Annotated in this window: 23 protein-coding genes; 11 read left to right on the plus strand and 12 right to left on the minus strand. The window is 72.1% G+C overall.

Features of this window, described 5'->3' with window-relative positions; genetic code table 11:
* Positions 1-8: 8 nt before the first annotated feature.
* Entirely contained in the window at positions 9-521 is a 513-nt protein-coding gene (locus Cba03nite_RS06785) for a GtrA family protein (protein ID WP_239125518.1), read from the plus strand.
* A gap of 62 nt (positions 522-583) precedes the next feature.
* Positions 584-1324 (plus strand): GtrA family protein, encoded by a 741-nt coding sequence (locus tag Cba03nite_RS06790; RefSeq protein ID WP_239125519.1) that lies wholly within the window; start codon positions 584-586, stop codon positions 1322-1324.
* A 3-nt stretch (positions 1325-1327) separates the two neighbouring features.
* Here Cba03nite_RS06790 and Cba03nite_RS06795 read toward each other — a convergent pair whose 3' ends face one another.
* From Cba03nite_RS06795 to Cba03nite_RS06805, 3 genes are all read right to left on the minus strand, one after another.
* Positions 1328-1876, minus strand: coding sequence for a PH domain-containing protein (locus Cba03nite_RS06795; protein ID WP_203743107.1), 549 nt, complete (start codon positions 1874-1876; stop codon positions 1328-1330).
* A 257-nt stretch (positions 1877-2133) separates the two neighbouring features.
* Positions 2134-2928, minus strand: a complete 795-nt coding sequence (locus Cba03nite_RS06800) for a biotin--[acetyl-CoA-carboxylase] ligase (RefSeq protein ID WP_203743109.1) — start codon at positions 2926-2928, stop codon at positions 2134-2136.
* A 147-nt stretch (positions 2929-3075) separates the two neighbouring features.
* Positions 3076-3321, minus strand: a complete 246-nt coding sequence (locus Cba03nite_RS06805; protein WP_203743111.1) for a hypothetical protein — start codon at positions 3319-3321, stop codon at positions 3076-3078.
* A 631-nt stretch (positions 3322-3952) separates the two neighbouring features.
* Here Cba03nite_RS06805 and Cba03nite_RS06810 point away from each other — a divergent pair.
* The 8 genes from Cba03nite_RS06810 to Cba03nite_RS06845 all read left to right on the plus strand — a co-directional run bounded on the left by Cba03nite_RS06810 (position 3953) and on the right by Cba03nite_RS06845 (position 11223).
* Positions 3953-5518, plus strand: a complete 1566-nt coding sequence (locus Cba03nite_RS06810; RefSeq protein ID WP_203743113.1) for an acyl-CoA carboxylase subunit beta — start codon at positions 3953-3955, stop codon at positions 5516-5518.
* A gap of 81 nt (positions 5519-5599) precedes the next feature.
* A complete protein-coding gene (locus Cba03nite_RS06815) occupies positions 5600-6562 on the plus strand; it encodes an NYN domain-containing protein (RefSeq protein WP_203743115.1) in 963 nt (320 codons plus the stop codon).
* Positions 6563-6578: 16 nt separating this feature from the next.
* The gene (locus tag Cba03nite_RS06820) at positions 6579-6764 is read left to right on the plus strand and encodes an acyl-CoA carboxylase subunit epsilon (RefSeq protein WP_203743338.1); all 186 of its coding nucleotides are present in this window, start codon (positions 6579-6581) and stop codon (positions 6762-6764) included.
* A 136-nt stretch (positions 6765-6900) separates the two neighbouring features.
* Entirely contained in the window at positions 6901-7461 is a 561-nt protein-coding gene (locus tag Cba03nite_RS06825; RefSeq protein WP_203743117.1) for a hypothetical protein, read from the plus strand.
* Complete coding sequence (locus tag Cba03nite_RS40215) at positions 7461-8741, plus strand: hypothetical protein (protein WP_203743119.1); 1281 nt, start codon at positions 7461-7463, stop codon at positions 8739-8741. Before Cba03nite_RS06825 ends, Cba03nite_RS40215 begins: the two co-directional genes overlap by 1 nt.
* On the plus strand, positions 8738-9901 hold the full coding sequence (locus Cba03nite_RS06835; RefSeq protein WP_203743121.1) for a S8 family serine peptidase: 1164 nt from the start codon (positions 8738-8740) through the stop codon (positions 9899-9901). Before Cba03nite_RS40215 ends, Cba03nite_RS06835 begins: the two co-directional genes overlap by 4 nt.
* A 10-nt stretch (positions 9902-9911) precedes the next feature.
* Entirely contained in the window at positions 9912-10535 is a 624-nt protein-coding gene (locus Cba03nite_RS06840; RefSeq protein ID WP_203743123.1) for a Maf family protein, read from the plus strand.
* Between the two features lie 28 nt (positions 10536-10563).
* The gene (locus Cba03nite_RS06845; protein ID WP_203743125.1) at positions 10564-11223 is read left to right on the plus strand and encodes an O-methyltransferase; all 660 of its coding nucleotides are present in this window, start codon (positions 10564-10566) and stop codon (positions 11221-11223) included.
* A 115-nt stretch (positions 11224-11338) separates the two neighbouring features.
* Here the strand turns inward: Cba03nite_RS06845 and Cba03nite_RS06850 are convergent, their stop codons facing one another.
* From Cba03nite_RS06850 to Cba03nite_RS06865, 4 genes are all read right to left on the minus strand, one after another.
* Positions 11339-12583, minus strand: a complete 1245-nt coding sequence (locus tag Cba03nite_RS06850; protein WP_203743127.1) for an MFS transporter — start codon at positions 12581-12583, stop codon at positions 11339-11341.
* A gap of 51 nt (positions 12584-12634) precedes the next feature.
* Positions 12635-13396 (minus strand): ABC transporter permease, encoded by a 762-nt coding sequence (locus Cba03nite_RS06855; protein WP_203743129.1) that lies wholly within the window; start codon positions 13394-13396, stop codon positions 12635-12637.
* Between the two features lie 3 nt (positions 13397-13399).
* A complete protein-coding gene (locus Cba03nite_RS06860; RefSeq protein ID WP_203743340.1) occupies positions 13400-14353 on the minus strand; it encodes an ATP-binding cassette domain-containing protein in 954 nt (317 codons plus the stop codon).
* Between the two features lie 69 nt (positions 14354-14422).
* Positions 14423-15037 carry a PadR family transcriptional regulator gene (locus Cba03nite_RS06865; protein WP_239125520.1) on the minus strand — a complete coding sequence of 205 codons (615 nt, stop codon included), beginning with the start codon at positions 15035-15037 and terminating at the stop codon, positions 14423-14425.
* A gap of 170 nt (positions 15038-15207) precedes the next feature.
* Here Cba03nite_RS06865 and Cba03nite_RS06870 point away from each other — a divergent pair, with 170 nt between their 5' ends.
* Complete coding sequence (locus Cba03nite_RS06870) at positions 15208-16959, plus strand: acetyl/propionyl/methylcrotonyl-CoA carboxylase subunit alpha (protein WP_203743345.1); 1752 nt, start codon at positions 15208-15210, stop codon at positions 16957-16959.
* 91 nt (positions 16960-17050) lie between these two features.
* Here Cba03nite_RS06870 and Cba03nite_RS06875 read toward each other — a convergent pair whose 3' ends face one another.
* The 5 genes from Cba03nite_RS06875 to Cba03nite_RS06895 all read right to left on the minus strand — a co-directional run bounded on the left by Cba03nite_RS06875 (position 17051) and on the right by Cba03nite_RS06895 (position 23554).
* On the minus strand, positions 17051-18490 hold the full coding sequence (locus Cba03nite_RS06875; RefSeq protein WP_203743131.1) for a GuaB1 family IMP dehydrogenase-related protein: 1440 nt from the start codon (positions 18488-18490) through the stop codon (positions 17051-17053).
* A 151-nt stretch (positions 18491-18641) separates the two neighbouring features.
* A complete protein-coding gene (locus tag Cba03nite_RS06880; RefSeq protein ID WP_203743133.1) occupies positions 18642-19505 on the minus strand; it encodes a transglutaminase family protein in 864 nt (287 codons plus the stop codon).
* Between the two features lie 10 nt (positions 19506-19515).
* The gene (locus Cba03nite_RS06885) at positions 19516-20469 is read right to left on the minus strand and encodes an alpha-E domain-containing protein (protein WP_203743135.1); all 954 of its coding nucleotides are present in this window, start codon (positions 20467-20469) and stop codon (positions 19516-19518) included.
* Complete coding sequence (locus tag Cba03nite_RS06890) at positions 20463-22058, minus strand: circularly permuted type 2 ATP-grasp protein (protein ID WP_203743137.1); 1596 nt, start codon at positions 22056-22058, stop codon at positions 20463-20465. Before Cba03nite_RS06890 ends, Cba03nite_RS06885 begins: the two co-directional genes overlap by 7 nt.
* 92 nt (positions 22059-22150) lie before the next feature.
* Positions 22151-23554 carry an NAD(P)H-quinone dehydrogenase gene (locus Cba03nite_RS06895; RefSeq protein WP_203743139.1) on the minus strand — a complete coding sequence of 468 codons (1404 nt, stop codon included), beginning with the start codon at positions 23552-23554 and terminating at the stop codon, positions 22151-22153.
* Positions 23555-23628 lie beyond the last annotated feature (74 nt).

Genomic DNA, 23628 nt, shown 5'->3' on the forward strand with positions numbered 1-23628 from the left:
CTCGCCTGGTGACCCCCACGCCACCGGCTCCGAAGACCTCCGCGGCAATGCCGCTGCGGCTGGTCGAGCGGTTCCGGCACCTGCTCGCTGAACTCAGCAAGTTCGGCGTGGTCGGCGGCGCCGCGTACGTCGTCGACCTCGTCGTCTTCAACCTGCTGCTGTCGCCCGTCGGCACGCTGTCCGCCTCGGCGATCTCGACGGTGGTCGCGGCGACCGGCGCCTTCGTCGGCAACCGCTACTGGACCTGGCGTGACCGGGAACGCTCCAGCCTCACCCGGGAGTACTCGCTGTACTTCCTCTTCAACCTGATCGGCCTCGGCATCACGCTCGCCGTGGTGTGGCTGAGCCACGACGTGCTCGGCAGCGTGTGGCCGGAGGTCTTTCACACCCGGCTCGCGGACAACGTGGCGAAGATGCTGTTCGGCACCGGGATCGCGAGTGTGTTCCGGTTCTGGGCATACCGCCGTTTCGTCTTCTCCGGTGCGGTGGTCGGCGAGCCCGCCCGGGTACAGGCGGGGTGAGTTCGCTTGCATTCGGAGTTGCGTTGCAGAACTCTCCCAGCCGTCTCACGTAAGGTGACCCAGTGCACCCAGACCTGACGCTGCTCGATCGACTGCTGCCCAAACGGCTCCGTGACCTCGGCCCGGAGGCGCTGAAGTTCGCCATCGTGGGCGGCGTCAACACCGTCGTCAACTTCGTGGTGCTCAATGCCCTCGTGCTGACGATCTTCCCCACCGGTCAGCTCAAGGCCAACGTGGTCGCCACCATCGTGGCGATGATCGCGTCCTACCTGATGAACCGGCACTGGACCTACAAGGGCCGCTCCAGCCAGGCCATGGGCCGCGAGTTCCTGCTGTTCGTGCTGTTCAACGTCGCGGGCCTGGCCATCGAGCTGGCCATCATGGGCGCCACCAAGTACGCCCTCGGCCTGCACGGCCTGCTCGCCCTCAACGCGGCGAAGCTGCTGGGCCTGGTCCTCGGCACGATCTTCCGCTTCTACACGTACCGCACCTTCGTGTTCGCCCCCGCGAACGCGATCGCGGTGCCCGCGGGCGGCGTCGACGCCGACTTCGGCCCGGCGCACGTGCACGTGGACGACGTCGACGAGCTGGTCGACGCCGAGGCCGCCGCCAGCGCGCTGGCCGGCGTGCCGGTGCCCGCGCAGCTGCGCAGCGACGACTTCACCCGGCTTACCGCCCCGCTGGAGGCCGAGTTCGCCGCCGAGCGGGCCGAGGCCGAGCAGCTGGCCGCCCTGGACGCGGAGTTCACCGACCGGGAGCTCGCTCAGGAGCTCACGCAGGCGAAGCCGCGCCCAGAGCGGTAGCCGTCACTGCTTCTCTTCGACCCGAGCGGTCTGCGCCGGCGGCGCGGACCGCTCGTTGTCGTTGTAGGAGTGCGCGTCGCGGTCGGCCTCGACCAGCTCGTACAGCGTGGTCTGCACCTTCTCCACGTGCGGGATGTCGTTGAGCACCGACTGGCCGCGCTCGCCGGCCGACTCGATGGTCAGCGTGCCGCAGCCGAGCATGCGCTCGATGAACTTCTGGTTCATCGAGTGGTCGTTGACCCGCGACAGCGGGATGTCGCGGCGGTCCCGCGAGAACACACCCGTCTGCAGCAGCACCCGCTCGTTGGTCAGCACGTAGTGCGTGGTGCGCCAGACCAGCCAGGGCCAGAACGACAGCCACCCCACGGCGATCAGCGCGAGCCCGGCCACGATGTAGACCAGCACCTCGTTGTCGAGCATGATCAGTGCGGTCACCACCGCGGCCACCGCGAGCACCAGCACCGCCACCGGGCGGATCATGGCCTTCCAGTGGGGGTGCAGATCGAGCACCACGTGCTCGTCCGCCGTCAACACGTCCTCGGGGAACGCCATCCGTGCCTCCTCGTACTCGCCTGCGATCAAACCGCACCATTGTCCGCGAGCAGGGTAGTTCCACGAGACGACCCCGGACCATCCGCCATCGGCCCCGCGTCGCCTATCGGTCTGTCCCACGCCGGAGATCATCCGATTTGCCTGGCACCCGGGCGTATCTTGAGCGCGCTTTCACCCAAGTGCCAGGCAAGTCGCGCGATCTTCGCGGGGCTCGGCGGGGCGGCGACGCAGGCCCCGCGCGCGGGCGCGGTGGGTGGTCAGCGGAGGTGGATGATGTCGCCGGCGGCGACGGGGTGGTCGCCCGTGGCGGTGCGGACGACGAGCCGGCCGTCGGCGTCGACCGTGACGGCCTCACCGGTGAGGTCGGCGTCGCCGCCCGGCAGCAGGACCGACACCTGGCGGCCGAGGGTGGCGCAGATGCGCAGGTACGCGTCGCGCAGACCGCTCTTGTCCGGGTCTCCCCCGGCCTGCTCCCAGGCCGCGTAGTGCTCGCCCAGCCGCGCCAGCAGGGCGGCGGTCAGCCCGGTCCGGTCCGGCGCGGACGCCCCGGCGACCAGCAGCGAGGTCGCGGGCAGGCCGGTGGGGGTGAGCGGCAGCTCGTCGCCGGCCAGGGTGACGTTCAGGCCGATGCCGAGCACGACGGCCCCGGGCTCGGGCACCTCGGCCAGCAGCCCGGCGCACTTGCGCCCGCCGAGCAGCAGGTCGTTGGGCCACTTGAGCTCGGGCTCCAGCCCGGTCTCACCGCGTACCGCCTCCGCCAGGGCGACGCCCGCCAGCAGCGGGAGCCAGCCCCACCGCGAGACGTCGACCGTGGGCCTGAGCAGCACCGACAGGGCGAGCCCGGCGCGCGGCGGGGACTGCCAGTCGCGGCCCAGCCGGCCCCGGCCCGCGGTCTGCGACTCGGCCGCCACGACCAGGCCCGCCGCCGCGCCGTCCCGCGCCGCGGCGGCCACGTCCGCATTGGTCGAGCCGGTCTCGTCGCGTACCTCGACCTGCCAGCCCGGCAGCGCCGCGAGCCGGTCCCGGTCCAGCGGGGGCCTGTTCGTCTCCACGGCTGGAGACTATCGGCCGGGCGGCCCGGCGGGCGGCGAGACGGACACACCGACCCATCCAGTCGGAATGCTCACGGCGGGTCTTGTGCGGTTGGGTGTCGTTCCCGCAGCACGAAGTGCACAAGATCTCCGGCGGCGCGCCGAGGTTCAGCCGGCCTGGCGGGCGCGCAGCGGGGCGGCGTCGGTGTCCGGCTCGGACAGCGGGCCGAGCCAGTCCGGCAGGATGATCTCGGTGTCGCCGGGCTCCGCCGCCACCCGCCGTCCGCGCTGGATCGTCTCGACGCGGTGGTGGCGCACCGGCTCGTCCCGCTCCTCGGCGTGGCGCGCCGCGGGCCGCGGCTTGAGCGCGATCACCGGCGCGGCCAGCCTCTCCGCGTCACCCCGGCCGGCCATCGCGGCGGCCGGGCCTGCGGCTGTGTTCTCCGCCGCGGCCGAGCCCGTGGCTGAGCCCTTCGCCGCGGCTGAACCCTTCGCTGCGGCTGAACCCCGCGCGAGGGCTGTGTTCTTCGTGGGCGCCGAGCCCGTTGCGGTGCGGGCCGCCCGTCCCGTACCCGGCGCGGGCCGAGAACGACCCGCCGAAGGGCTGGATGACGCCCCCGCCTCGGCGCCGACGCGAGCCCGTCCCGGACCGGGGCGCGGGCGCGACGGCGCGGCGGGCGACCCGCCACGCTTCGCCCGGCGGCCCTGGCTCCGTTCCCCCGACTGCCACGGCCGCACCACGGCGAGCACCGTAAAGCCACCCACCAGCAGCAACACCCCGAACAACGTCGTCACATGAAATTCAACGATTCGCCCGAACCGGACGAAACGTCGAGCCGCTCGGCCACCTCCCAGCGCCGATCTTGCACGAACTGTTGCCCATTCGCCCGACTTATGCGTGTCGCACCCACAACCCATACAAGATCGCCCGCAGAGAAGGGGTGGGGGTGGGGCGGGGTGGTGTGGTGTAGGTGACTGAACGGGGGTTCAGGGGGGATATAGAGTCCGGGGCGTGACTACTACGGTGCCGGGGAAGAGTGGCCAGGTGAGTGGGCGGAGTACGGCGGGCAAGCTTGCCGACTTCGAGCGGCGGGTTGAGGAGGCTGTGCACGCGGGGTCGGCGCGGGCGGTCGAGAAGCAGCACGCGCGGGGGAAGAAGACCGCGCGGGAGCGGATCGGGATGCTGCTCGACGAGGGCTCGTTCGTGGAGCTGGACGAGCTGGCGCGGCACCGGTCGACGACGTTCGGGCAGGAGCGCAACCGGCCCTACGGCGACGGCGTGGTCACCGGGTACGGGACCGTGGACGGGCGCCAGGTGTGCGTGTTCGCGCAGGACTTCACGGTGTTCGGCGGGTCGCTGGGCGAGGTGTTCGGCGAGAAGATCGTCAAGGTGATGGACCTGGCGATGAAGATCGGGTGCCCGGTCATCGGGATCAACGACTCGGGCGGGGCGCGGATCCAGGAGGGTGTCGTCTCGCTGGGGCTGTACGGGGAGATCTTCTTCCGCAACGTGCGCGCCTCGGGGGTCATCCCGCAGATCTCGCTGGTCATGGGGCCGTGCGCGGGCGGGGCGGTGTACTCCCCCGCCGTCACCGACTTCACCGTGATGGTCGATCAGACCTCGCACATGTTCATCACGGGACCGGACGTGATCAAGACGGTCACCGGGGAGGACGTGGGCTTCGAGGAGCTGGGCGGGGCGCGCACGCACAACACGAAGAGCGGCAACGCGCACTACCTGGCGACCGACGAGCAGGACGCGGTCGACTACGTGAAGGCGCTGCTGTCGTACCTGCCGAGCAACAACCTGGACGCGCCGCCCGCCTGGCCGGCCGCGGCGGACCTGGCGCTCGCCGGCGCCGACGAGGCGCTGGACACGCTGATCCCGGACTCGGCGAACCAGCCGTACGACATGCACGCGGTGCTGGAGGCGATCCTCGACGACGGCGAGTTCCTCGAGGTGCAGCCGCTGTACGCGCAGAACATCGTCACGGGGTTCGGGCGGGTCGAGGGCAAGCCGGTGGGCGTGGTCGCCAACCAGCCGATGCACTTCGCGGGCTGCCTGGACATCGCCGCGTCGGAGAAGGCGGCGCGCTTCGTGCGCACCTGCGACGCGTTCAACATCCCGGTGCTGACGTTCGTGGACGTGCCCGGCTTCCTGCCCGGCACCAGCCAGGAGTGGGACGGCATCATCCGGCGCGGGGCGAAGCTCATCTACGCGTACGCCGAGGCCACCGTCCCGAAGATCACCGTGATCACGCGTAAGGCGTACGGCGGCGCGTACGACGTCATGGGGTCCAAGCACCTGGGCGCCGACCTCAACTTCGCGTGGCCGACGGCGCAGATCGCGGTGATGGGCGCGCAGGGCGCGGTCAACATCCTGCACCGCGCCGAGCTGGCCGCGGCCGACGACCCGGTGGCCCGGCGCGCCGAGCTGATCGACGAGTACGAGGACACCCTGTGCAACCCGTACGTCGCGGCCGAGCGCGGCTACGTGGACGCGGTGATCCGGCCGTCGGCGACCCGCGCGCACATCGTCCGGGGCCTGCGCACGCTGGCCACCAAGCGGGAGACGCTGCCGCCGAAGAAGCACGGCAACATCCCGCTCTGAGCGGGACGCGCCTGAATCCGTTGAGTGACGGCCATGTGGCAGAACGTTCACGCTGAGCGATCGCTGTGCGACGATGGCGGGATGACCGAACAGGAGCCCGCCGATCGCCGCCTGCCCGCGCGCCGGTACACGGTGCTGGTGGACGTGGGTTACCTGTACGCGGCCTCGGGCGAGCTGCTGCTCGGCACCTCCAACCGGTCCGAGTTCAAAGTGGACGCCGAACACATGATTCACGCGCTGCTCGCGCAGGCGGCGCGCAGCTTCGGCGGCGACCTGCTCCGGCTGTACTGGTTCGACGCCGCGCGGGACCGGGTGCCCACCATCGACCAGCGCGTCATCGCGCAGATGGCGCAGGTCAAGCTGCGGCTGGGCAACCTCAACCTGCGCGGGCAGCAGAAGGGCGTGGACGCGCAGATCCGCAGCGACCTGGAGACGCTGGCCCGGCATCGCGCGGTCACCGACGCGGTGCTGGTCGCCGGCGACGAGGACATGCTGTCGGCGGTCGAGGCGGCGCAGAGCTACGGCGTGCGCGTGCACCTGTGGGGCGTCGAGCCGCCGTACGGCACCAACCAGGCCGAGCGGCTGGTCTGGGAGAGCGACACGGTGCACACGCTGGACGCGGACTTCGTCCGGCCGTACTTCGCCGCCACCGGCCGGATCCGCACGCCCACCCCGGCCGAGGTGTTCTCCGGCCGCCCCGCGATCGCGCTGCCGGTGGCGCAGGTGTCGGCGCCGCCGGAGCCGCGCCCGGTGCCCGCGGCGCGCCGCGCCGGGCCGCAGCTGCCCGACCGCATCGACATCGTCGAGATCGGCGAGTACGTGGCCCAGAAGTGGATCCTCACCCGGGGCCGGGACAACATCGGCGACCTGCTGCCGGGTCCGCTGCTGCCCACGGTCATCGACAAGGAGCTGCTGGTGGAAGCGGAGAAGGAGCTGGGCATCTCGCTGCGCTCCTTCGAGAAGGCACGGCTGTGGGTCCGCGACGGCTTCTGGTCGCGGGTGTATCGAGAGTTCGGCCTGGCCAGGCCGGCCGGGGAGGGATGAGACGGTGTCGGAGCAGATGGTGATCCGGTTCGAGCGCGGCACGCCCACCGCTGAAGAGGTCGCGGCCCTGGTGGCGGTGCTGTCGACGCGTCCGGTCGCGACCGCCGCACCGGCGCCGGTTTCGGACTGGTGGCGCAGCGGCCTGCCGGCCGCGCCGGGCGCCGGCCCGGGGGCGTGGCGCGCCTCCGGCCTGCCCCGTTGAGGGTGATGAATTCCGCCCGGTAGCCCGGTGGGCAAGGGTTGCCCGATTTCGGTAGTCTGCAAGCGCTGGAACGCCTTGGTCATTGACCGCGGCGACACCGATCGCGGACGAGAAACCCCTGGGGAGGGCGTGCGAGATGGGTCTGCCCGAAGAGGACAGAGGGCCCGCCTGGCTGCGTGACTACGGTCGCGGCAGCGGGTACACCAAGTCTGATGCGATGACGGGGTACGACGAGGGTGCGCTCGCGGTCGACCTCGCCAGTCTCGTCGACTTCGCCGATGCGCTGGAGAAGGAGCACACGCTCGACTACCAGCCGCACGTCGACGTGGTCTTCAAGGACATGTCGGCCAAGCCTGCCGATCCGCAGGCGACCTTCGTCGAGCTGGTGCAGAGCATGTCGTGGCAGCGCGAGCTGCTCGTGCAGACCTCCGACGCGCTCGTCAAGCACGACAAGGCGGTGCAGGCGTTCATCGCCGCCGCCCGCAACATCAGCAAGCAGTACGGCGAGGCCGACGCGCTCAGCTCGGCGCGGGCGCAGGACGTCAACCGCACCCTCGCCCCGACGCTGCCGGCGCAGACGGTGGTGGCGCCCGACGGCACGACCGGCGGGACGACCGGCGCGCCGTCCAGCACCATCCCGGTGGTGACGCCCACCGACGAAAGCGGCAACCCCGTCGACACCGGAGGGGACTACTGATGATCCCACGCGAGGACACCGGTTCCGCCGGCACGAACTGGTACGGCATGTCCATGCAGGACATGTGGGAGATGGTGGCGGGCCGCCAGCTGACGCCGCACTACACGCAGGCCTCCGGCTGGAAGCGCGCCGGCGAGCTGGCGTACCTGCACAAGAGCCGGCTGGAGACGTACAAGGAGCGCCTGTCGCAGGCGTGGCCGCCGGAGAAGAGCGAGGCCGCCAAGGCGTACCTCGCCAAGCTGGACGAGCTGATCCTGGCGGTCGAGGACGTGGCCAAGACCGCCACCCAGAACCACCAGTACTCCAGCGACATCCCCGCCGCGATCAGCGAGGCGCAGTGGAAGCTGAAGCCGATCCGCGAGGACTACAACCGGATCGACCAGGCCGTGCGCAACGGCGAGCCGGTGGCGCTGCCCAGCGGCATGACGCCGGAGAAGTACCTGCAGGGCAAGCTGAACGACGCCCGCCAGGTGATGTACGGCCTGTCCGCGGACCTGTCGCTGGTGCGCGTGAACATGGCCCCGCCGAAGCCGTACCTGCCGCCGGACAGCCGCCGGGTGGACAGCGGCGGCGACTACGGCAACAACGGTGGCGGCGGCGTGGTGCCGCCGTTCATCCCGCCGGTGGTCCCGATCGGTTCGCAGGCCGTGCCACCGCCCAACGTCGGCACGGGCGTGCTCGCGCCGGTCCCGGTGGCGACCGGCCCGGACCTGACCGGGCTGGCACCGACCGTGCCCACCCCGACCACCACTCTGCCCGGCACGCCGCCCACCATCGGCACGCCGCCGACGATCGGCACGCCGCCGCCCACCGGCCTGATCGGCGCTCCGCCGCCTACCACGCCCACGGTGACCGGCCTGCCGCCGGGCGGGCGTCCGGCGGGTCCCGTCATCGGCGCGCCGCCCACCGGCGGCGGGGCGGTGCCGCGCGGCGCCATGCCCGCGGGCGGTGTCATCGGCGGCGCTCCCGGTGCGGGCGCGGCCGGGCGCGGCGCGGGTGCGGGCGGCGTTCGCACCAACCCGGTCGGCGGCATGATCGGCGGCGGTGGCGGTGCGGCCGGACGCGGTGCGGGCGGCGTGGTCAGCGGCCGTGGCGGCCAGGCCGGCATGGGCCCGATGGGCGGCATGGGCGGGCGGCCGGGACAGCGCCGGGACGGCGACGACCCCGACTTCGACCCGGACACCCAGTGGAGCGTCGACCAGGGCGTGGCCCCGGTGCTGGACGCGCCCGACACGCCGGGACCGGTCGATCCGGGTCCCGCGATCGGACTGACTCGATGAGATTCACCGCACGTCTGACGGCGGCGAGCCTGCTCGCCGCCGTCGCCACGGTCGCCGTGGGCGCCCCCGCCCACGCCGACCGCTACCGCGACGACCAGTGGTATCTGCCCTTCCTCAAGATCGCCGAAGCGCACGCGATCAGCCAGGGGGAGGGCGTCACCGTCGCGGTGATCGACACCGGGGTCGAGGGCAAGCACCCCGATCTGAACGGCAACGTGCTGCGCGGCTTCGACACGGTGATCGGCGGCAACGGCGACGGCTGGGGCGACCACGACGGCCACGGCACCGGCATGGCCGGCCTGGTCGCGGCGCACGGCCACGGCACGGGCGCGCGCGACGGCGTGCTCGGCATCGCGCCGAAGGCCAAGGTGCTGCCGATCCGCACGGTCTCGCCGAAGGGCGACGGCGGCGGCGACGCCATCGCCATCGCCATCGACGAGGCGGTCAAGCGCAACGTGAAGATCATCTCAGTGTCGCAGTCGGCCCACTCGGCGGACTCGGCCACCGAGATCCAGGCGGTCGCCCGCGCCCACGCCGCCGGCGTGCTGGTCTTCGCCGCCGCCGGCAACCAGCCGAACGACCGCTACGTGGCCCCGCCCGGCCGCTACCCGGGCGCGGTGGCCGTGGGCGCGGTGGACAAGCAGGGCAACATCGCCGCGGTCTCGACCCGCGGGCCGGAGGTGCAGCTGGTCGCGCCGGGCGTCGACATCACCAGCACCAGCCGGATCAACAAGGACAAGGGCACGCAGTATCGGCGCGGCACCGGCACCAGCCCGGCGACCGCCATCACGGCAGGCGTCGCGGCGCTCGTCTGGTCGAAGTACCCGCAGCTCACCGCCGACGAGGTGCTGGAGCGGCTGACCCGCACCGCGGTGGACAAGGGCACGCCTGGCCGGGACGAGGACTACGGCTTCGGCCTGATCGACCCGGTCGCGGCGCTGACCGCCCCGGCGGCCCAGCCCTCGCCCAGCGCGGCGGCGGGCACGCCGGAGCCCGGCGACAGCCCGGCGCGCAAGAGCGACCGCGACGCCAATGCCGGGAGTTTCAGCCTGCTGCTCCTGGTCATCGGCGGGGTGGTGCTGGCGCTCATGGTGCTCGCCGTGGTCATCGGCCTGCGCGTGGCACGCCGCCGCGGCGGCGGCGAACCGCCCGCCCGGTAGTCTGCCCAGCATGACGGCTCGACCGACCCTCGTCCTCGCCTCTGCGAGCCCCGCCCGGCGCACCCTGCTCGACGCGGCGGGCATCGACGCCGAGGTGATCGTCAGCGGCGTGGACGAGGACGCCGTCGAGGCGACCACCGCCGAGGCGCTCAGCGGCGTGCTGGCCCGGATGAAGGCCCACGCCGTGGCCGAGCGGATGCGGCACAGCTCGGCCGCGCCGAGCCCGGCGCTGGTGCTCGGCTGCGACTCGGTGCTCGCCTTCGACGGGCAGATCCTGGGCAAGCCCGCCGACGCCGAGGACGCGCTCAAGCGCTGGCAGGCGATGCGCGGACGCAGCGGCGTGCTGCACACCGGGCACTGCCTGCTGGAGCTGCCCGGCGGCCGGGTCGCCGAGCGGGTCGCCTCGACCGTGGTCCACTTCGCCGACCTGAGCGACGCCGAGATCGAGGCGTACGTCGCCTCCGGCGAGCCGCTGTGGGTGGCCGGCGCGTTCACCATCGACGGCCTGGGCGGGCCGTTCGTCGAGCGCATCGAGGGCGACCACACCAACGTGGTGGGCCTGTCCCTGCCCGTGCTGCGCCACCTGCTGGCCGAGCTGGACCTCCAGCTCACCGACTTCTGGCGCGCGCGCTGACCCCTCGCCGGTGGCATAGGGTCGATTCATGAGTCGATCCTTCATCACGGTCACCGAGGAACTGCACGACTATGTGGTGGCGCACGGCACCCCGCCCGGCGAGCTGGAGCTGGACCTCGCCGCCGAGACGCAGCGGGCCACCGGCCGCGCCGCCGGGATGCAGATCGAGCCCGAGTACGCCGCGCTGCTGACCATGCTCACCCGCCTGGTACACGCCCGGCACGCGGTCGAGGTGGGCACCTTCACCGGCATGTCCTCGCTGGCCATCGGCCGGGGGCTGGCCGAGGGCGGCCGCCTGGTCTGCTTCGACATCTCCGACGAGTACACCTCGATCGCGCGCCGGTTCTGGCAGCGCGCGGGCCTGGCCGACAAGATCGAGCTGCGCCTGGGCCCGGCGGTGGAGGGGCTGGCCGCGCTGCCCGACGAGCCTTATCTGGACCTGGCCTTCATCGACGCCGACAAGGAGAGCTACGGCGCCTACTGGGACGCCCTGGTCCCCCGGATGCGCTCCGGCGGCATGCTCGTCGTCGACAACGTGCTCTGGTCCGGCCGCGTCCTGGACGAGCACCCGAAGGACGCCTCGACCGCCTCGCTGATCGACTTCAACGCCAAGGCCGCCGCCGACCCGCGCGTCGACGTCGTGATGCTCCCCTTCTCCGACGGCGTCACCCTCGCCCGCAAACGCTAGAAAGGAAGGGCACCTTCTTATCGTTCTACGTAGAGGAAGGGCACCTTCTTAACGCATAGGGCCCGCCCGGCAGCAAGTCTCGGCCGTCGCCGGTCGGCAGCGATCCGAGGCGTGGTCAGGCCGCCTCGGTGACCAGGACCGGCGTGACCCGGCTGCCGGTGGTGTGGCCGAACCGCCACGCCAGGTACGCCGCACCAGCGATGAGCACCGGGATCAGCAGGAACGCGGTGTGGGCGCCGACCTGGTCGGCGACGAGGCCGAGCAGCAGCGGGCCCGCGCCGAAACTGACCGCCATCGAGTACGCCGCCACGCCCGCCGCCCGGTCCGCCTGCCCCGGCGCGGCGGCCACGGCCAGCGAGATCGCCACGGGGTAGTGCATGGCGTTGCCGAGCCCGACCACGATCAGCCCGGTGACCGCGGCGGCGGCGCTGCCCGCCGTCCAGAACACGGCGAACCCGGCCAGGCTGACCGCCAGCGCGCCGAAGTACAGCGGGATCGACGGCACCCGAAGCGCGATCCGCGCGCCCGCCAGGCGGCCCACGAACATGCCCCCGACCACGGCGGACATCACCGCCGTCGCGGCACCCGCGGACAGTCCGACCTGATCGCGCAGCACGGACGCGGCCCACATCGACAGCACGACCTCCACCGCGCCGGTGACCGTCATCATGCCCCAGGCCAGCCAGTACGCCCCGGGCAGCGACGGCCGCGCCCCGGCCCCGCCCAGCACGGCGCTGGTCGCCGGGACGTCCACGGACGCGGCGGCCTCGGCCGGGACGCCGACCGTGAGACCAGACGGGATGCGCACCCGCTTGACGAAGGCGAGGGCCGCGACCAGGGCGATGAGCAGGACCAGCACGCCCATGCCGGTGCGCCAGCCCAGCCCCGCGCGCATCGTCGCGCCGATGACCAGGGGTGCGATCAGACCTGCGGCGCAGGCAGCGGCGTTGGCCTCGCTGATGGCGGCTGGGCCGGCCGGGCCGTGCTGCTCGGACAGGGCGGAGACGATGCCGCCGATCGCGGCGATGCCCGCGACCGCGATCAGCGCGGTGAGCGCGATGGTCACCGGGAACAGCGCGGGCAGGAACACGAACCCGAGCACCCCGGCGGCGATGACGGCCTGGCAGACCCAGAGCACCGGCCCCCGGCCGTACCGCCGCGAAAGGACCGGGTAGAGCGCCCCACCGGCGACCGCACCGGCCGCGATGGCGGTGCTGTGCAGGCCCGCCATGGCGGCCGAGGTGCCCTGCTCGTCGCGCAGCAGCGGCACCACGGGGCCGAAGCCGTAGTTGAAGTAACCCCAGAGCGCGAGCATCAGGTAGATGAGCCAGGTGGGGAGGTCGCGAACAAGCCGGGGCACCCGTTGAAGCTACGCTCCTTACAGGTGCCCCGGCGCCGGGTTGAGACGGAGCTAACGCACGCTCTTCGCGAACACGCGCGACGAGAGGTAGAGCGCGAGCACGGTCAGCGGGGTGAGGATCGCCAGCGCCTGCCAGACGGCGTCGTCGCCGGGGTTGCCCGCGAACAGCGCCCGCACCCCGTCGGTGGTCCATTTGAACGGGTTGAAGTCGGCCACGTTCTTCAGCCACTGCGGCGCGAAGGTCAGCGGCAGGAAGATGCCCGCCAGCAGCATGATCGGCTGGGTGACCGTGTTCAGCACCGGCGCCATCGCGTCCTCGCTGCGCAGGGTCAGGCCCAGCGCGTAGCCGGTGGACGACAGCAGCAGCGTCATCAGTCCGACGAGCAGGAACGCCAGCAGCGCGTCGCCGACGCCGACCCGCAGCCCGAACGGCACCGCCAGCAGCGTTACCAACACCGCCTGGAACAGCAGCTGTACGACGTCGCGCAGCGACCGGCCGAGCAGCAGCGCGACCCGGCTGACCGGGGTGACCCGGTTGCGCTCGATCACGCCGGCGCGCAGCTCGGCGATGATGCCGAAGCCGGAGAACGCGCTGAACAGCGCGACCATGACCAGCATGCCGGGCACGAAGATCTGGTACGCCCGCGCGTCGGTCATCGTGCCGTCGACGTTCAGCGCCTGCTTCATCAGGGGCGCGAACAGCAGCAGGAAGAACATCGGCTGGATGATGCCGACGATGACCCAGACCGGGTTGCGCAGCAGCAGCTGCATCTGGCGCTGGAAGACCAGCCAGGTGTCACGAAGGAACTTCACTGCTCAGCTCTCCCTCAGGCTGCGGCCGGTCTTGGCCAGGAACACGTCGTCGAGGCTGGGCCGGTGCAGCTCGATGCCGTCGATGACGACGCCGTCGGCGTCCAGGGTGCGCAGCACGTGCGGGATGGCGGTCGCGCCGTCCTCGACGTACAGGCGCAGCGCCTGCTCGGTGGTCTCCAGCTTGCGCACGTACTCGGCGTTGTCGAACAGGTCGGCGGCCTTGCCCACCTCGCCCCGGACGTTGACGGAGACGACGTCGCCGAGCACCTCCTGCTTGAGGTCGGCGGGCGTGCCCTCGGCCACGATCTGGCCGTGGTCCATGATCGCCAGCCGGTCGCAGAGCGCGTCGGCCTCGTCCAGGTAGTGCGTGGTGAGGAAGACGGTCATGCCCATCTCGCGCAGCTTGCGCACCTCGCCCCACATGTGGGCGCGGGACTGCGGGTCAAGGCCGGTGGTGGGCTCGTCGAGGAAGACGACCTTCGGCGAGTGGATGATGCCGAGCGCGATGTCGACCCGGCGGCGCTGGCCGCCCGAGTAGGTCTTGCAGCGGCGGTCGGCGTACTCGGCCAGCTCGAACGTCTCCAGCGCCTTCGCCGCCCGCTCCCGCGCCTCGGCCTTGCCGATGCCGTACATGCGGGCGTGCAGCACCAGCTCCTCGCGGCCGGTGGAGTCGTCCCAGGTGCTGCCGCCCTGGGCGACGTACCCGATGCGGCGGCGCACCTCGCCGGGGTTCTTGCGCAGGTCGGCGCCGGCGATGACGGCCGTGCCGCCGTCCGGCTCCAGCAGGGTCGCGAGCATCCGCAGGGTGGTGGTCTTGCCTGCGCCGTTCGGGCCGAGGAAGCCGAAGATCTCGCCCTCGGCGACGTTCAGGTCGACGCCGCGTACCGCCTCCACGGTCTTGGTCTCGCGACCGGCACGGGAGCGGAAGGACTTCCGCAGCGCGGAGGTCTCGATGATCATTTGCGCTCCAAAGTCGGGGGAATCGACAGGAGCGTAGGACCGGGGTCCGACAGTAGTCAAGTTTGATTAATCGGTTGCGGACTCCGTCGCGGTCTGCGCGTCGCGCCAGCGGGCCAGGAGCGCCTCCGAGAAGTACGGCTCGCCCGCCTCGATCTGCTCCGCCACCCGCTCGCACCAGCCGATCTCGCCCTCGCTGCGGGCGATGCCCAGCTCCAGCATCCAGCGCACATGGGTCGGCTTGTTGTCCGGCACCGCCCAGCCGGACTCGATCGCGGCCCGCGCGCCCTCGTTCTCGGTGCGCAGCTGGCGGGCCCGGTGCCGCAGCGCCGCCGACACCTCCTCCCGGGGCAGCTCGGTCATCAGCGAGAGCCCGGCCAGGAACGGGTCCTCCACCGCGTGCTGCTCCCACAGGGCCGCGGTGAGCAGGTCGCGGAACTGCTCGGCACCCTTGTCGGTCATCTCGTACCGGGTCCGCGCGGGGCGGCCGCCCACCTGCTCGCTGCCGACCTCGCGCAGCGCGCCCTCGTCGGCGAGCTTCTTCAGCGCGTGGTACACCGAGCCCGGCTGCACGTTGGCCCATTTGTCGGCATGCCAGCTGAGCAGCTCCCGGCGCACGTCATAACCGTGCACCGGCTGCAACATGCGCACCACACCGAGGATCATCATCCGGGTCGTCGACACGGTTAAGAGTGTGCGGCCGTGGGACGATCTTGGGTATACGCACCCCGTGCCATGTGACGGGTTAACGGCCGTTCATGACTCACCTCACAGTGCGCCTTAGCGCTCGTTAATGATCAACTCCACCGATAGACTCCGCGCAGGCCCGTTCGGGGAGGACGATGATGACGATGCTGTCCAAAGTGTTGATCGCGAACCGAGGCGAGATCGCCGTACGCGTCGCGCGCGCCTGCCGTGACGCGGGCCTGGCCAGCGTCGCCGTCTACGCCGACGGCGACCGCGACGCCCTGCACGTGACCATTGCCGACGAGGCGTACGCGCTGGGCGGCGAGACCAGCGCCGACACCTACCTGCGCATCGACAAGCTGATCGACGTCGCGCGGCGCTCCGGCGCCGACGCGGTGCACCCCGGCTACGGCTTCCTCTCCGAGAACGCCGACTTCGCCCAGGCCGTCCTCGACGCCGGGCTCACCTGGATCGGGCCCTCCCCGCAGGCCATCCGCGACCTCGGCGACAAGGTGACCGCGCGCCACATCGCGCAGCGCGCCGGTGCGCCGCTGGTGCCCGGCACGCCCGACCCGGTCAAGAACGCCGACGAGATCGTCGCCTTCGCCCGGGAGAACGGCCTGCCCGTCGCCATCAAGGCGGCGTTCGGCGGCGGCGGCCGCGGCCTCAAGGTCGCCCGCACGCTCGAAGAGATCCCCGACCTGTTCGACTCGGCCACCCGCGAGGCGGTCGCCGCGTTCGGCCGGGGCGAGTGCTTCGTCGAGCGCTACCTGGACAAGCCCCGCCACGTCGAGGCCCAGGTGCTGGCCGACCAGCACGGCAACGTGATCGTCGTCGGCACCCGCGACTGCTCGCTGCAGCGCCGCCACCAGAAGCTGGTCGAGGAGGCCCCCGCGCCGTTCCTCACCGACACCCAGCGCGCCGCCATCCACGACTCCGCCAAGGCGATCTGCCGCGAGGCCGGCTACCACGGCGCGGGCACCGTCGAATACCTGGTCGGCGTGGACGGCACCATCTCCTTCCTGGAGGTCAACACCCGGCTACAGGTCGAGCACCCGGTCACCGAGGAGACCTCCGGCATCGACCTGGTCCGCGAGCAGTTCCGCATCGCCGCGGGCGACAAGCTGCGCTTCGACGCCGACCCGGCCCCGCGCGGCCACTCCGTCGAGTTCCGCATCAACGGCGAGGACCCGGGCCGCAACTTCCTGCCCGCCCCCGGCGCCATCACGAAGATGCACCTTCCCTCCGGTCCGGGGGTACGCGTCGACACCGGCTTCGACACCGGCAGCGTCATCAGCGGCAACTTCGACTCGCTGCTCGCCAAGGTGATCATCACCGGCGAGACGCGCACCGAGGCCCTGGAGCGCGCCCGCCGCGCCCTGGACGAGATGGTCGTCGAGGGCATGGCCACCGCGCTGCCGTTCCACCGCGCCATCGTGCGCGACCCCGCGTTCGTCGAGTTCACCGTGCACACCCGGTGGATCGAGACCGAGTGGGACAACACCGTGCCGCCCTTCGGCGCCGGTGCCATGGCCGACGCCGAGGCCGGTGAGCGCCAGACGGTCGTGGTCGAGGTCGGCGGCAAGCGCCTGGAGGTCTCCCTCCCGGCATCCTTCGGCGGGGGTACGGCGGCCGCCGCGCCCGCCGCGTCCGGCCGTCCCGCCAAGCGAGCCGCTGGCAAGCGCGGCGCCGGAGTCGCGGCCAGCGGGGACGCGCTCACCGCCCCCATGCAGGGCACCATCGTCAAGCTCGCGGTCGCCGACGGCGACACCGTGGCCGAGGGCGACACCGTCGTGGTCCTGGAGGCCATGAAGATGGAGCAGCCCCTCACCGCCCACAAGTCCGGCGTCATCACCGGCCTGACGGCCTCGGTCGGCGAGGTCGTCCAGTCCGGCACCACCCTCTGTGAGATCAAGTAACCCGCTCGATCATCGGACTTGCCTGGCACCTGGGCGTATCTTGAACGCGCATTCGCCCATGTGCCAGGCAAGTCGAGTGATCTAGGACCGTTCACCACGACGTGGGCAGGGGCATGCCTTCCGTGTAGCCGGCGGTGGACTGGACGCCGATGAGGGCGCGGGCGTGGAACTCCTCCAGGGTGGTGGCGCCGGCGTAGGTGCAGGCGCTGCGGACGCCGGCCACGATCTCGTCGATCACGTCCTCGACGCCGGGCCGGACCGGGTCCAGGTACATCTTGGCCGTGGAGATGCCCTCCTCGAAGACCGCCTTGCGCGCCCGGTCGAACGCCGAGTCGTCGGCCGTGCGCGCGCTGACCGCGCGCGCCGAAGCCATCCCGAAGTTCTCCTTGTAGCGCCGCCCGTCGGGGTCGGTGTAGAGGTCCCCGGGCGACTCGTACGTCCCGGCCAGCCAGGAGCCGATCATCACGTTCGCCGCGCCCGCAGCAAGGGCCAGCGCCACGTCGCGCGGGTGGCGTACCCCGCCGTCGGCCCACACCTGCCTGCCCAGCTCGCGGGCGGCCGCCGCGCACTCCAGCACGGCGGAGAACTGGGGACGCCCGACGCCGGTCATCATCCGCGTCGTGCACATCGCGCCGGGGCCCACGCCGACCTTGACGACGTCGGCGCCCGCGGCGACGAGATCGCGTACCCCCTCGGCCGTGACCACGTTGCCCGCCACGATCGGGACCGCGGGGTCCAGGGACCGCACCGCGCGCAGCGCATTGATCATGCGGGACTGGTGGCCGTGCGCGGTGTCCACCACCAGCACGTCCACCCCGCCCTCCAGCAGCTCGGCGGCCTTGCCGGCGACGTCGCCGTTGATGCCGATCGCGGCCGCGACCCGCAGCCGCCCCTTCTCGTCCAGCGCCGGCCTGTAGAGAGTCGCCCGCAGCGCGCCCTGCCGGGTGGTGATGCCCGCCAGCCGCCCCTCGTGGTCCACCACCGGGGCGACCTTGCGCCGCCCCTGGGTGAGGATGTCGAACGTCTCGCGCGGGCTGGCCGTGGACGGCACGGTGAGCAGCTCCGTCGACATCACGTCGCGCAGCTGCGAGAAGCGGTCCACGCCCGTCGTGTCCGACTCGGTGACCAGGCCGACCGGGCGGCCCTGCTCGTCCACCACGACCACGGCCCCGTGCGCCCGCTTGGGCAGCAGGTGGATGGCGTCGCCGACGGTGTCGTGCGGGCTCAGCGTGATCGGCGTGTCGTGCACCAGGTGGCGCTGCTTCACCCAGCCGACCACCTCGGTGACCACGCCGCTCGGGATGTCCTGCGGGATGACCGCGAGGCCGCCGCGCCGGGACACCGTCTCGGCCATGCGCCGCCCGGCGATCGCGGTCATGTTCGCCACCACGATGGGGATGGTGCACCCCGTGCCGTCGGCGGTGGACAGGTCCACCTCCATGCGCGAGCCGACCTCGGAGCGGCTCGGCGCCATGAACACGTCGTTGTAGGTCAGATCGTGCGCGGGCTGCGCACCGGACAGGAACCGCATGAGGCCATCTTCGCCCATGATGCGGACCGACCCAGCGCCGACCGGGATATCGACACAAGCCCGGCAATGCGGCACGCCTAATGCGCTAATGAACTACATAAACTACATAAGATGATCTTCGGATTATGTAGTTTAGCCATTTCTTAGCTCATTACCGGATCCGTGTGAGAGTGACCTCCACCGACTGGCCGGTGTTGGAGGGGCCTGCGTAGACGCCCTTGAGCGGGGGCACGTCGCCGTAGTCGCGGCCGCGGCCGACGACCACGTGCCGCTCCCCGACGGGTACGCCGTTCGTCGGGTCGTACGCGCGCCAGTCCCCCGCCCACCACTCCACCCAGGCGTGGCTCTCGCCCGTCACCGGCTTGCCGAGGGGCGCGTTCGGGGTCGGGTGCAGGTAGCCGGAGACGTACCGGGCGGGCACGCCCATGGCCCGCAGCAGCGCCACCGACAGGTGCGACAGGTCCTGGCAGACGCCCTGCTTCTGCCGCCACACCTGCACCACCCCGGTGAGCACCCCGGTCGCGCCCGGCGTGTACGACACCTCCCGCCGCACCAGCTCGAACACGGCGAGCGCCGCCTCGTCCGGCCGGGCATGCCCGGCCCGCAGCGCCGCCGCCAGCCCGCCCAGCTCCTCGTCCAGCGCCGTACGCGGCGTCGGCAGCAGCAGCTCCTGCCACCGGTCGACGACGGCCGGCTCGGTCAGCTCCGCCCAGCCCGGCCCGTCGGCGCCGAGCGCGGCCGGTCCGGAGGTCTCCACGGTGCTGTCGGCGATCACCTCCAGCACCTCGTGCGGCACCTGCACGTCGAACGACGTCACCGTGGTGCCCCAGTAGTCCTGGTAGCGGTGGGTGCGCGCGGCCGGCCACACGGTGATCCTGTCGTCGAGCACGGTCTGCCGCGGCTCGGTGCTGGGCGACATCCGCGCCTCGTTGTACGACGACGCCACCGGCCCCCCGTACTGGAACCCCGTCCGGTGCCGGATCTGCACCCGCCACCCCGGCCCCGCGACGCTCATGACTCCTCCTTCATGCGACGGCTCCGGCCTGCCAGTGCACGGCGGCGGTCTGGCGGAAGTAGCGGGCCGAGACCGCGTCGTTGACCTGGGAGCAGGTGCGCTCCAGGCCGGACAGCACCGGGCCGAGATCGGCCAGCAGCTCGTCCGAGGAGCGGTACGCCAGGTCGGTGCGGGCGCGGCCGAGGATGCGCTGCGCGTCGGTGCCGACGCCGACCCGCCCGGCGCGCCCCGCGCCCGCGGCGGGCTCCAGCTCGGCCAGGCACGACTCGGCGATGACCAGCGCGGCCAGGATCGACCTGGGGAAAAGCCGGTCGAGCAGCAGGAACTCGGCGGCGTGCCGGTCGCTGAGCGAGCCGCGGTAGGTGCGCAGGTAGGTCTCCCAGGCCCCGCACGAGCGCAGCAGGGTGAGCCAGCTCGGGATGCTGCCCCCGGCGCGGCTGTGCGTGGACAGCAGCCGGGCCGTCATGTCGACCCGTTCCACGCTGCGCCCGAGCACCAGGAACAGCCAGCCCTCGTCGCGGCTCATGGTGGCGTCGGCGAGCCCGGCCAGCACCGAGCAGCGCTCACGCACCCAGGTGAAGAAGCGGTGCACGCCACCCTCCTCGATGCGGCGGCGGGATCCGGCCAGGCCGAGCCAGGTGGTGTTGAGGCACTCCCACATCTCCGCGCTGACCGTCTCGCGCGCGCCGCGGGCGTTCTCCCGGGCGGCGGCCAGCGCGCCCAGCACCGAGCTGGTGCTGGTCAGGTCGAGGCCGAGCCGTTCGACGACGCCGGGCAGGCTGGCCCCCTCCTCGCTCACGGGCAGGCCCATGACGCCGAGCAGGGAGCGGCAGGCCTGCTCCTCGTCGGTCCACGGGTCCTGCAGCATCCGGTGCAGGTGCACGTCGAGGATGCGCGCGGTGTCCTCGGCGCGCTCGACGTAGCGGCCGATCCAGTAGAGCGACTCGGCGATGCGGCTCAGCATGCCGTCCTCCCGTCTGCTCGTGCCTGCTGCTGCTGTTGCTGCTGCTGGTTGCCGGACTGGCCGGGACCGGGGTCGGGGCGGCGCGGCGACGGGATCACGGCGACCCCGTCCGGCCCGTCCCAGGCGGCGGGGTCGTACCAGTCCTCGGCGGGTGCGCCGGGTTCGGTGAGCACCCAGGTGTCCTTGGAGCCGCCGCCCTGGCTGGAGTTGACGACCAGGGCGCCCTCCGGCAGCGCGACCCGGGTGAGCCCGCCGGGCAGCACCCGCACCTGGCTGCCGTCGTTGACCGCGAACGGCCGCAGGTCGACGTGCCGGGGGCGGAGCCGGTCCTCGATCAGGGTGGGCACCATGGACAGCTTCACCTCGCGCTGGGCGATCCAGCCGCGCGGGTCGAGCACGATGCGCTGGCGTACGTGTTCCAGCTGCTCGTCGGTGGCCTGCGAGCCGATGACGATGCCCGCCCCGCCAGAGCCGTCCACCGGCTTGAGCACCAGCTCGTCCAGGCGGCCCAGCACGTGGGTGCGCACGTCGGGGTCGTCGAGGCGGTAGGTCTCCACGTTGGGCAGGATCGGCTCCTCGCCCAGGTAGTAGCGGATCAGGTCGGGCACGTACGTGTAGAGCAGCTTGTCGTCGGCGACGCCGTTGCCGACCGCGTTGGCGATGGTGACGCTGCCCGCGCGGGCGGCGTTGAGCAGGCCCGCGCAGCCGAGCATCGAGTCGGCCCGGAAGTGCACGGGGTCGAGGAACTCGTCGTCGATGCGCCGGTAGATGACGTCGACCCGCTGCTCCCCGGCGGTGGTGCGCATGGCCACCTCGTTGCCCGCGCACACCAGGTCGCGCCCCTCGACCAGCTCGACGCCCATCTCCCGGGCCAGCAGCGCGTGCTCGAAGTAAGCGGCGTTGTGCACTCCAGGTGTCAGTACCACGATGGTGGGGTCGTCCACTCCGGCCGGGGCCGCGGCCCGCAGGGCCTGCAGGAGCATGCCGGGGTACGACTCGACGGGGCGCACCCGGGTCGCGGTGAACGCCTCGGGCAGCGCGTGGGCCATGGCGCGCCGGTTCTCCATCACGTAGCTCACCCCGGACGGGGTGCGCACGTTGTCCTCCAGCACCCGGAACTCGCCCGCCTCGTCGCGGATCAGGTCGACCCCGGCGACGTGCACGCGCACCCCGTTCGGCGGCACGATGCCGGCCGCCTCGCGGTGGAAGTGGGCGCTGGTCACGATGAGCCGCCGGGGCACGATCCCGTCGGCGAGCACCGCGCCCTCGCCGTAGACGTCGGCCAGGAACGCCTCCAGCGCGCGTACCCGCTGCCCGACCCCGGCCTCGACGTGCCGCCACTGGTCGGCGGCGATGATGCGGGGCACGATGTCCAGCGGGAACGGCCGCTCCACGCCCTTGAGCGCGAAGGTGATGCCCTGGTCGAGGAAGGCTCTGGCCAGCACGTCGGCGCGGACCCGCAGCTCGCCGCCGGCCAGCGGCCACAGCGTCGCGTGCAGCGCCTCGTAGGTGGACCGGGGCTGGTCGGGCACGCCGAACATCTCGTCCCAGCCGGGACCGAGCGGGTAGTCCTCGAAAAGGTCCGCCATGTCCCGAAGCTACGCGTAAAGCGTTGCGGGCGCGTAAACGATGTGAGATGTGGGACGCCCGTCCCATGTGGAGAGACGGGCGTCCCGCGCGGCTACTCCAGCTCGTGCTGCATCAGCTGGCGGGCGGCCTCGGCGAGGCTGCCGGTCAGCGACGGGTAGATGGTGATGGTGTGGGCGAGCTGGTTCACCGTCATGTGGTTCTCCACCGCCATGGTGATCGGCATGATCAGCTCGCTGGCGCGCGGCGCGACGACCACGCCGCCGACCACGATGCCGCTGGCGGGGCGGCAGAACAGCTTCACGAAGCCGTCGTCCAGCCCGGCCATCTTGGCGCGCGCGTTGCCGGCCAGCGGCAGCATCACCTGGCGCGCCGGGACCTTGCCGCTGTCCACGTCGGCCTGGGACACGCCGACCGTGGCCAGCTCGGGGTCGGTGAACACGTTCGCGGCGACGGTGCGCAGCCGCAGCGGCGCCACCGCCTCGCCCAGCGCGTGCCACATCGCGATCCGGCCCTGCATCGCCGCGACGCTGGCCAGCGGCAGCACGCCGGTGCAGTCGCCCGCCGCGTAGACGCCGGGCACGTTGGTGCGCGAGACCCGGTCCACGGTGACGTAGCCGCCGGGGCCGACGGCCACGCCGTACTCGGTCAGGCCGAGGTCGGCGGTGTTCGGGATGGAGCCGACCGCCATCAGCGCGTGCGAGCCGGTGACGACCCGGCCGTCGGCGAGGGTGACCTCGACGCCGTCGCCGATCCGCTTGACCGCGTCGGCGCGGGAGTTGTTCAGGATGGTCATGCCGCGGGCCCGGAAGACCCGCTCGATCGCCATCGCGGCGTCGGCGTCCTCGTGCGGCATGACCCGGTCGCGGGACGAGACCAGCGTCACCGGGATGCCCATCGCCAGGTACGCCGAGGCGAACTCGGCGCCGGTGACGCCGGAGCCGATCACGATCAGGTGCTCGGGCAGCTTGGGCAGGTCGTACACCTGGCGCCAGGTCAGGATGCGCTCGCCGTCGGGGACGGCGGTGGGCAGCCGCCGGGGCGTGGCGCCGGTGGCGATCAGGACCGTGCCGGCGTCGATGGCGTACTCGCCGTCGCCCTCGTCGGGGCGCACGCGCACCCGGTGGGTGTGCCCGAGCGTGTCCTCGCCCAGCCGGGCCGTGCCCTTGACCAGGGTCACCCCGGCCTTGACCAGCTTGGCGTGGATGTCGCCCGACTGGGCCAGGGCCAGCCGCTTCACCCGGCTGTGCACGGCGGGGCCGTCCACGGTGATGGCCTCCAGCCCGTCGGAGTGGATCCCGAACTCCTCGGTGTCGCGGTAGTTCGTCACCACGTCCGAGCTGGCGATGAAGGTCTTGGACGGGACGCAGTCGTGCAGAACGCAGGCGCCGCCGGCGCCGTCTGCCTCGACGACCGTGACGTCCGCGTCGAGCTGCGCGGCGACCAGCGCCGCCTCGTATCCGGCGGGTCCGCCACCGATGATCACAATCCGGCTCACGGTGCCATTCTTCCCTACGCGGCAAGTCACGCAGCGTCGGATGCGAGCGCGATCACGCTCACGCTGCGTGCCGA

The organism is Catellatospora bangladeshensis (assembly GCF_016862575.1).
Classification (GTDB): Bacteria; Actinomycetota; Actinomycetes; order Mycobacteriales; family Micromonosporaceae; genus Catellatospora; species Catellatospora bangladeshensis.

What these genes read in the sequence shown, in the direction of transcription:
- Cba03nite_RS06825 (WP_203743117.1), top strand. Translation starts at nt 6,901, where the DNA reads ATGGGTCTGCCCGAAGAGGACAGAGGGCCCGCCTGGCTGCGTGACTAC.
- Cba03nite_RS06875 (WP_203743131.1), bottom strand. Translation starts at nt 18,490, where the DNA reads ATGCGGTTCCTGTCCGGTGCGCAGCCCGCGCACGATCTGACCTACAAC.
- Cba03nite_RS06795 (WP_203743107.1), bottom strand. Translation starts at nt 1,876, where the DNA reads ATGGCGTTCCCCGAGGACGTGTTGACGGCGGACGAGCACGTGGTGCTC.
- Cba03nite_RS06845 (WP_203743125.1), top strand. Translation starts at nt 10,564, where the DNA reads ATGAGTCGATCCTTCATCACGGTCACCGAGGAACTGCACGACTATGTG.
- Cba03nite_RS06820 (WP_203743338.1), top strand. Translation starts at nt 6,579, where the DNA reads ATGGTGATCCGGTTCGAGCGCGGCACGCCCACCGCTGAAGAGGTCGCG.
- Cba03nite_RS06890 (WP_203743137.1), bottom strand. Translation starts at nt 22,058, where the DNA reads ATGGCGGACCTTTTCGAGGACTACCCGCTCGGTCCCGGCTGGGACGAG.
- Cba03nite_RS40215 (WP_203743119.1), top strand. Translation starts at nt 7,461, where the DNA reads ATGATCCCACGCGAGGACACCGGTTCCGCCGGCACGAACTGGTACGGC.
- Cba03nite_RS06880 (WP_203743133.1), bottom strand. Translation starts at nt 19,505, where the DNA reads ATGAGCGTCGCGGGGCCGGGGTGGCGGGTGCAGATCCGGCACCGGACG.
- Cba03nite_RS06840 (WP_203743123.1), top strand. Translation starts at nt 9,912, where the DNA reads ATGACGGCTCGACCGACCCTCGTCCTCGCCTCTGCGAGCCCCGCCCGG.
- Cba03nite_RS06805 (WP_203743111.1), bottom strand. Translation starts at nt 3,321, where the DNA reads ATGGCCGGCCGGGGTGACGCGGAGAGGCTGGCCGCGCCGGTGATCGCG.
- Cba03nite_RS06815 (WP_203743115.1), top strand. Translation starts at nt 5,600, where the DNA reads ATGACCGAACAGGAGCCCGCCGATCGCCGCCTGCCCGCGCGCCGGTAC.
- Cba03nite_RS06885 (WP_203743135.1), bottom strand. Translation starts at nt 20,469, where the DNA reads ATGCTGAGCCGCATCGCCGAGTCGCTCTACTGGATCGGCCGCTACGTC.
- Cba03nite_RS06835 (WP_203743121.1), top strand. Translation starts at nt 8,738, where the DNA reads ATGAGATTCACCGCACGTCTGACGGCGGCGAGCCTGCTCGCCGCCGTC.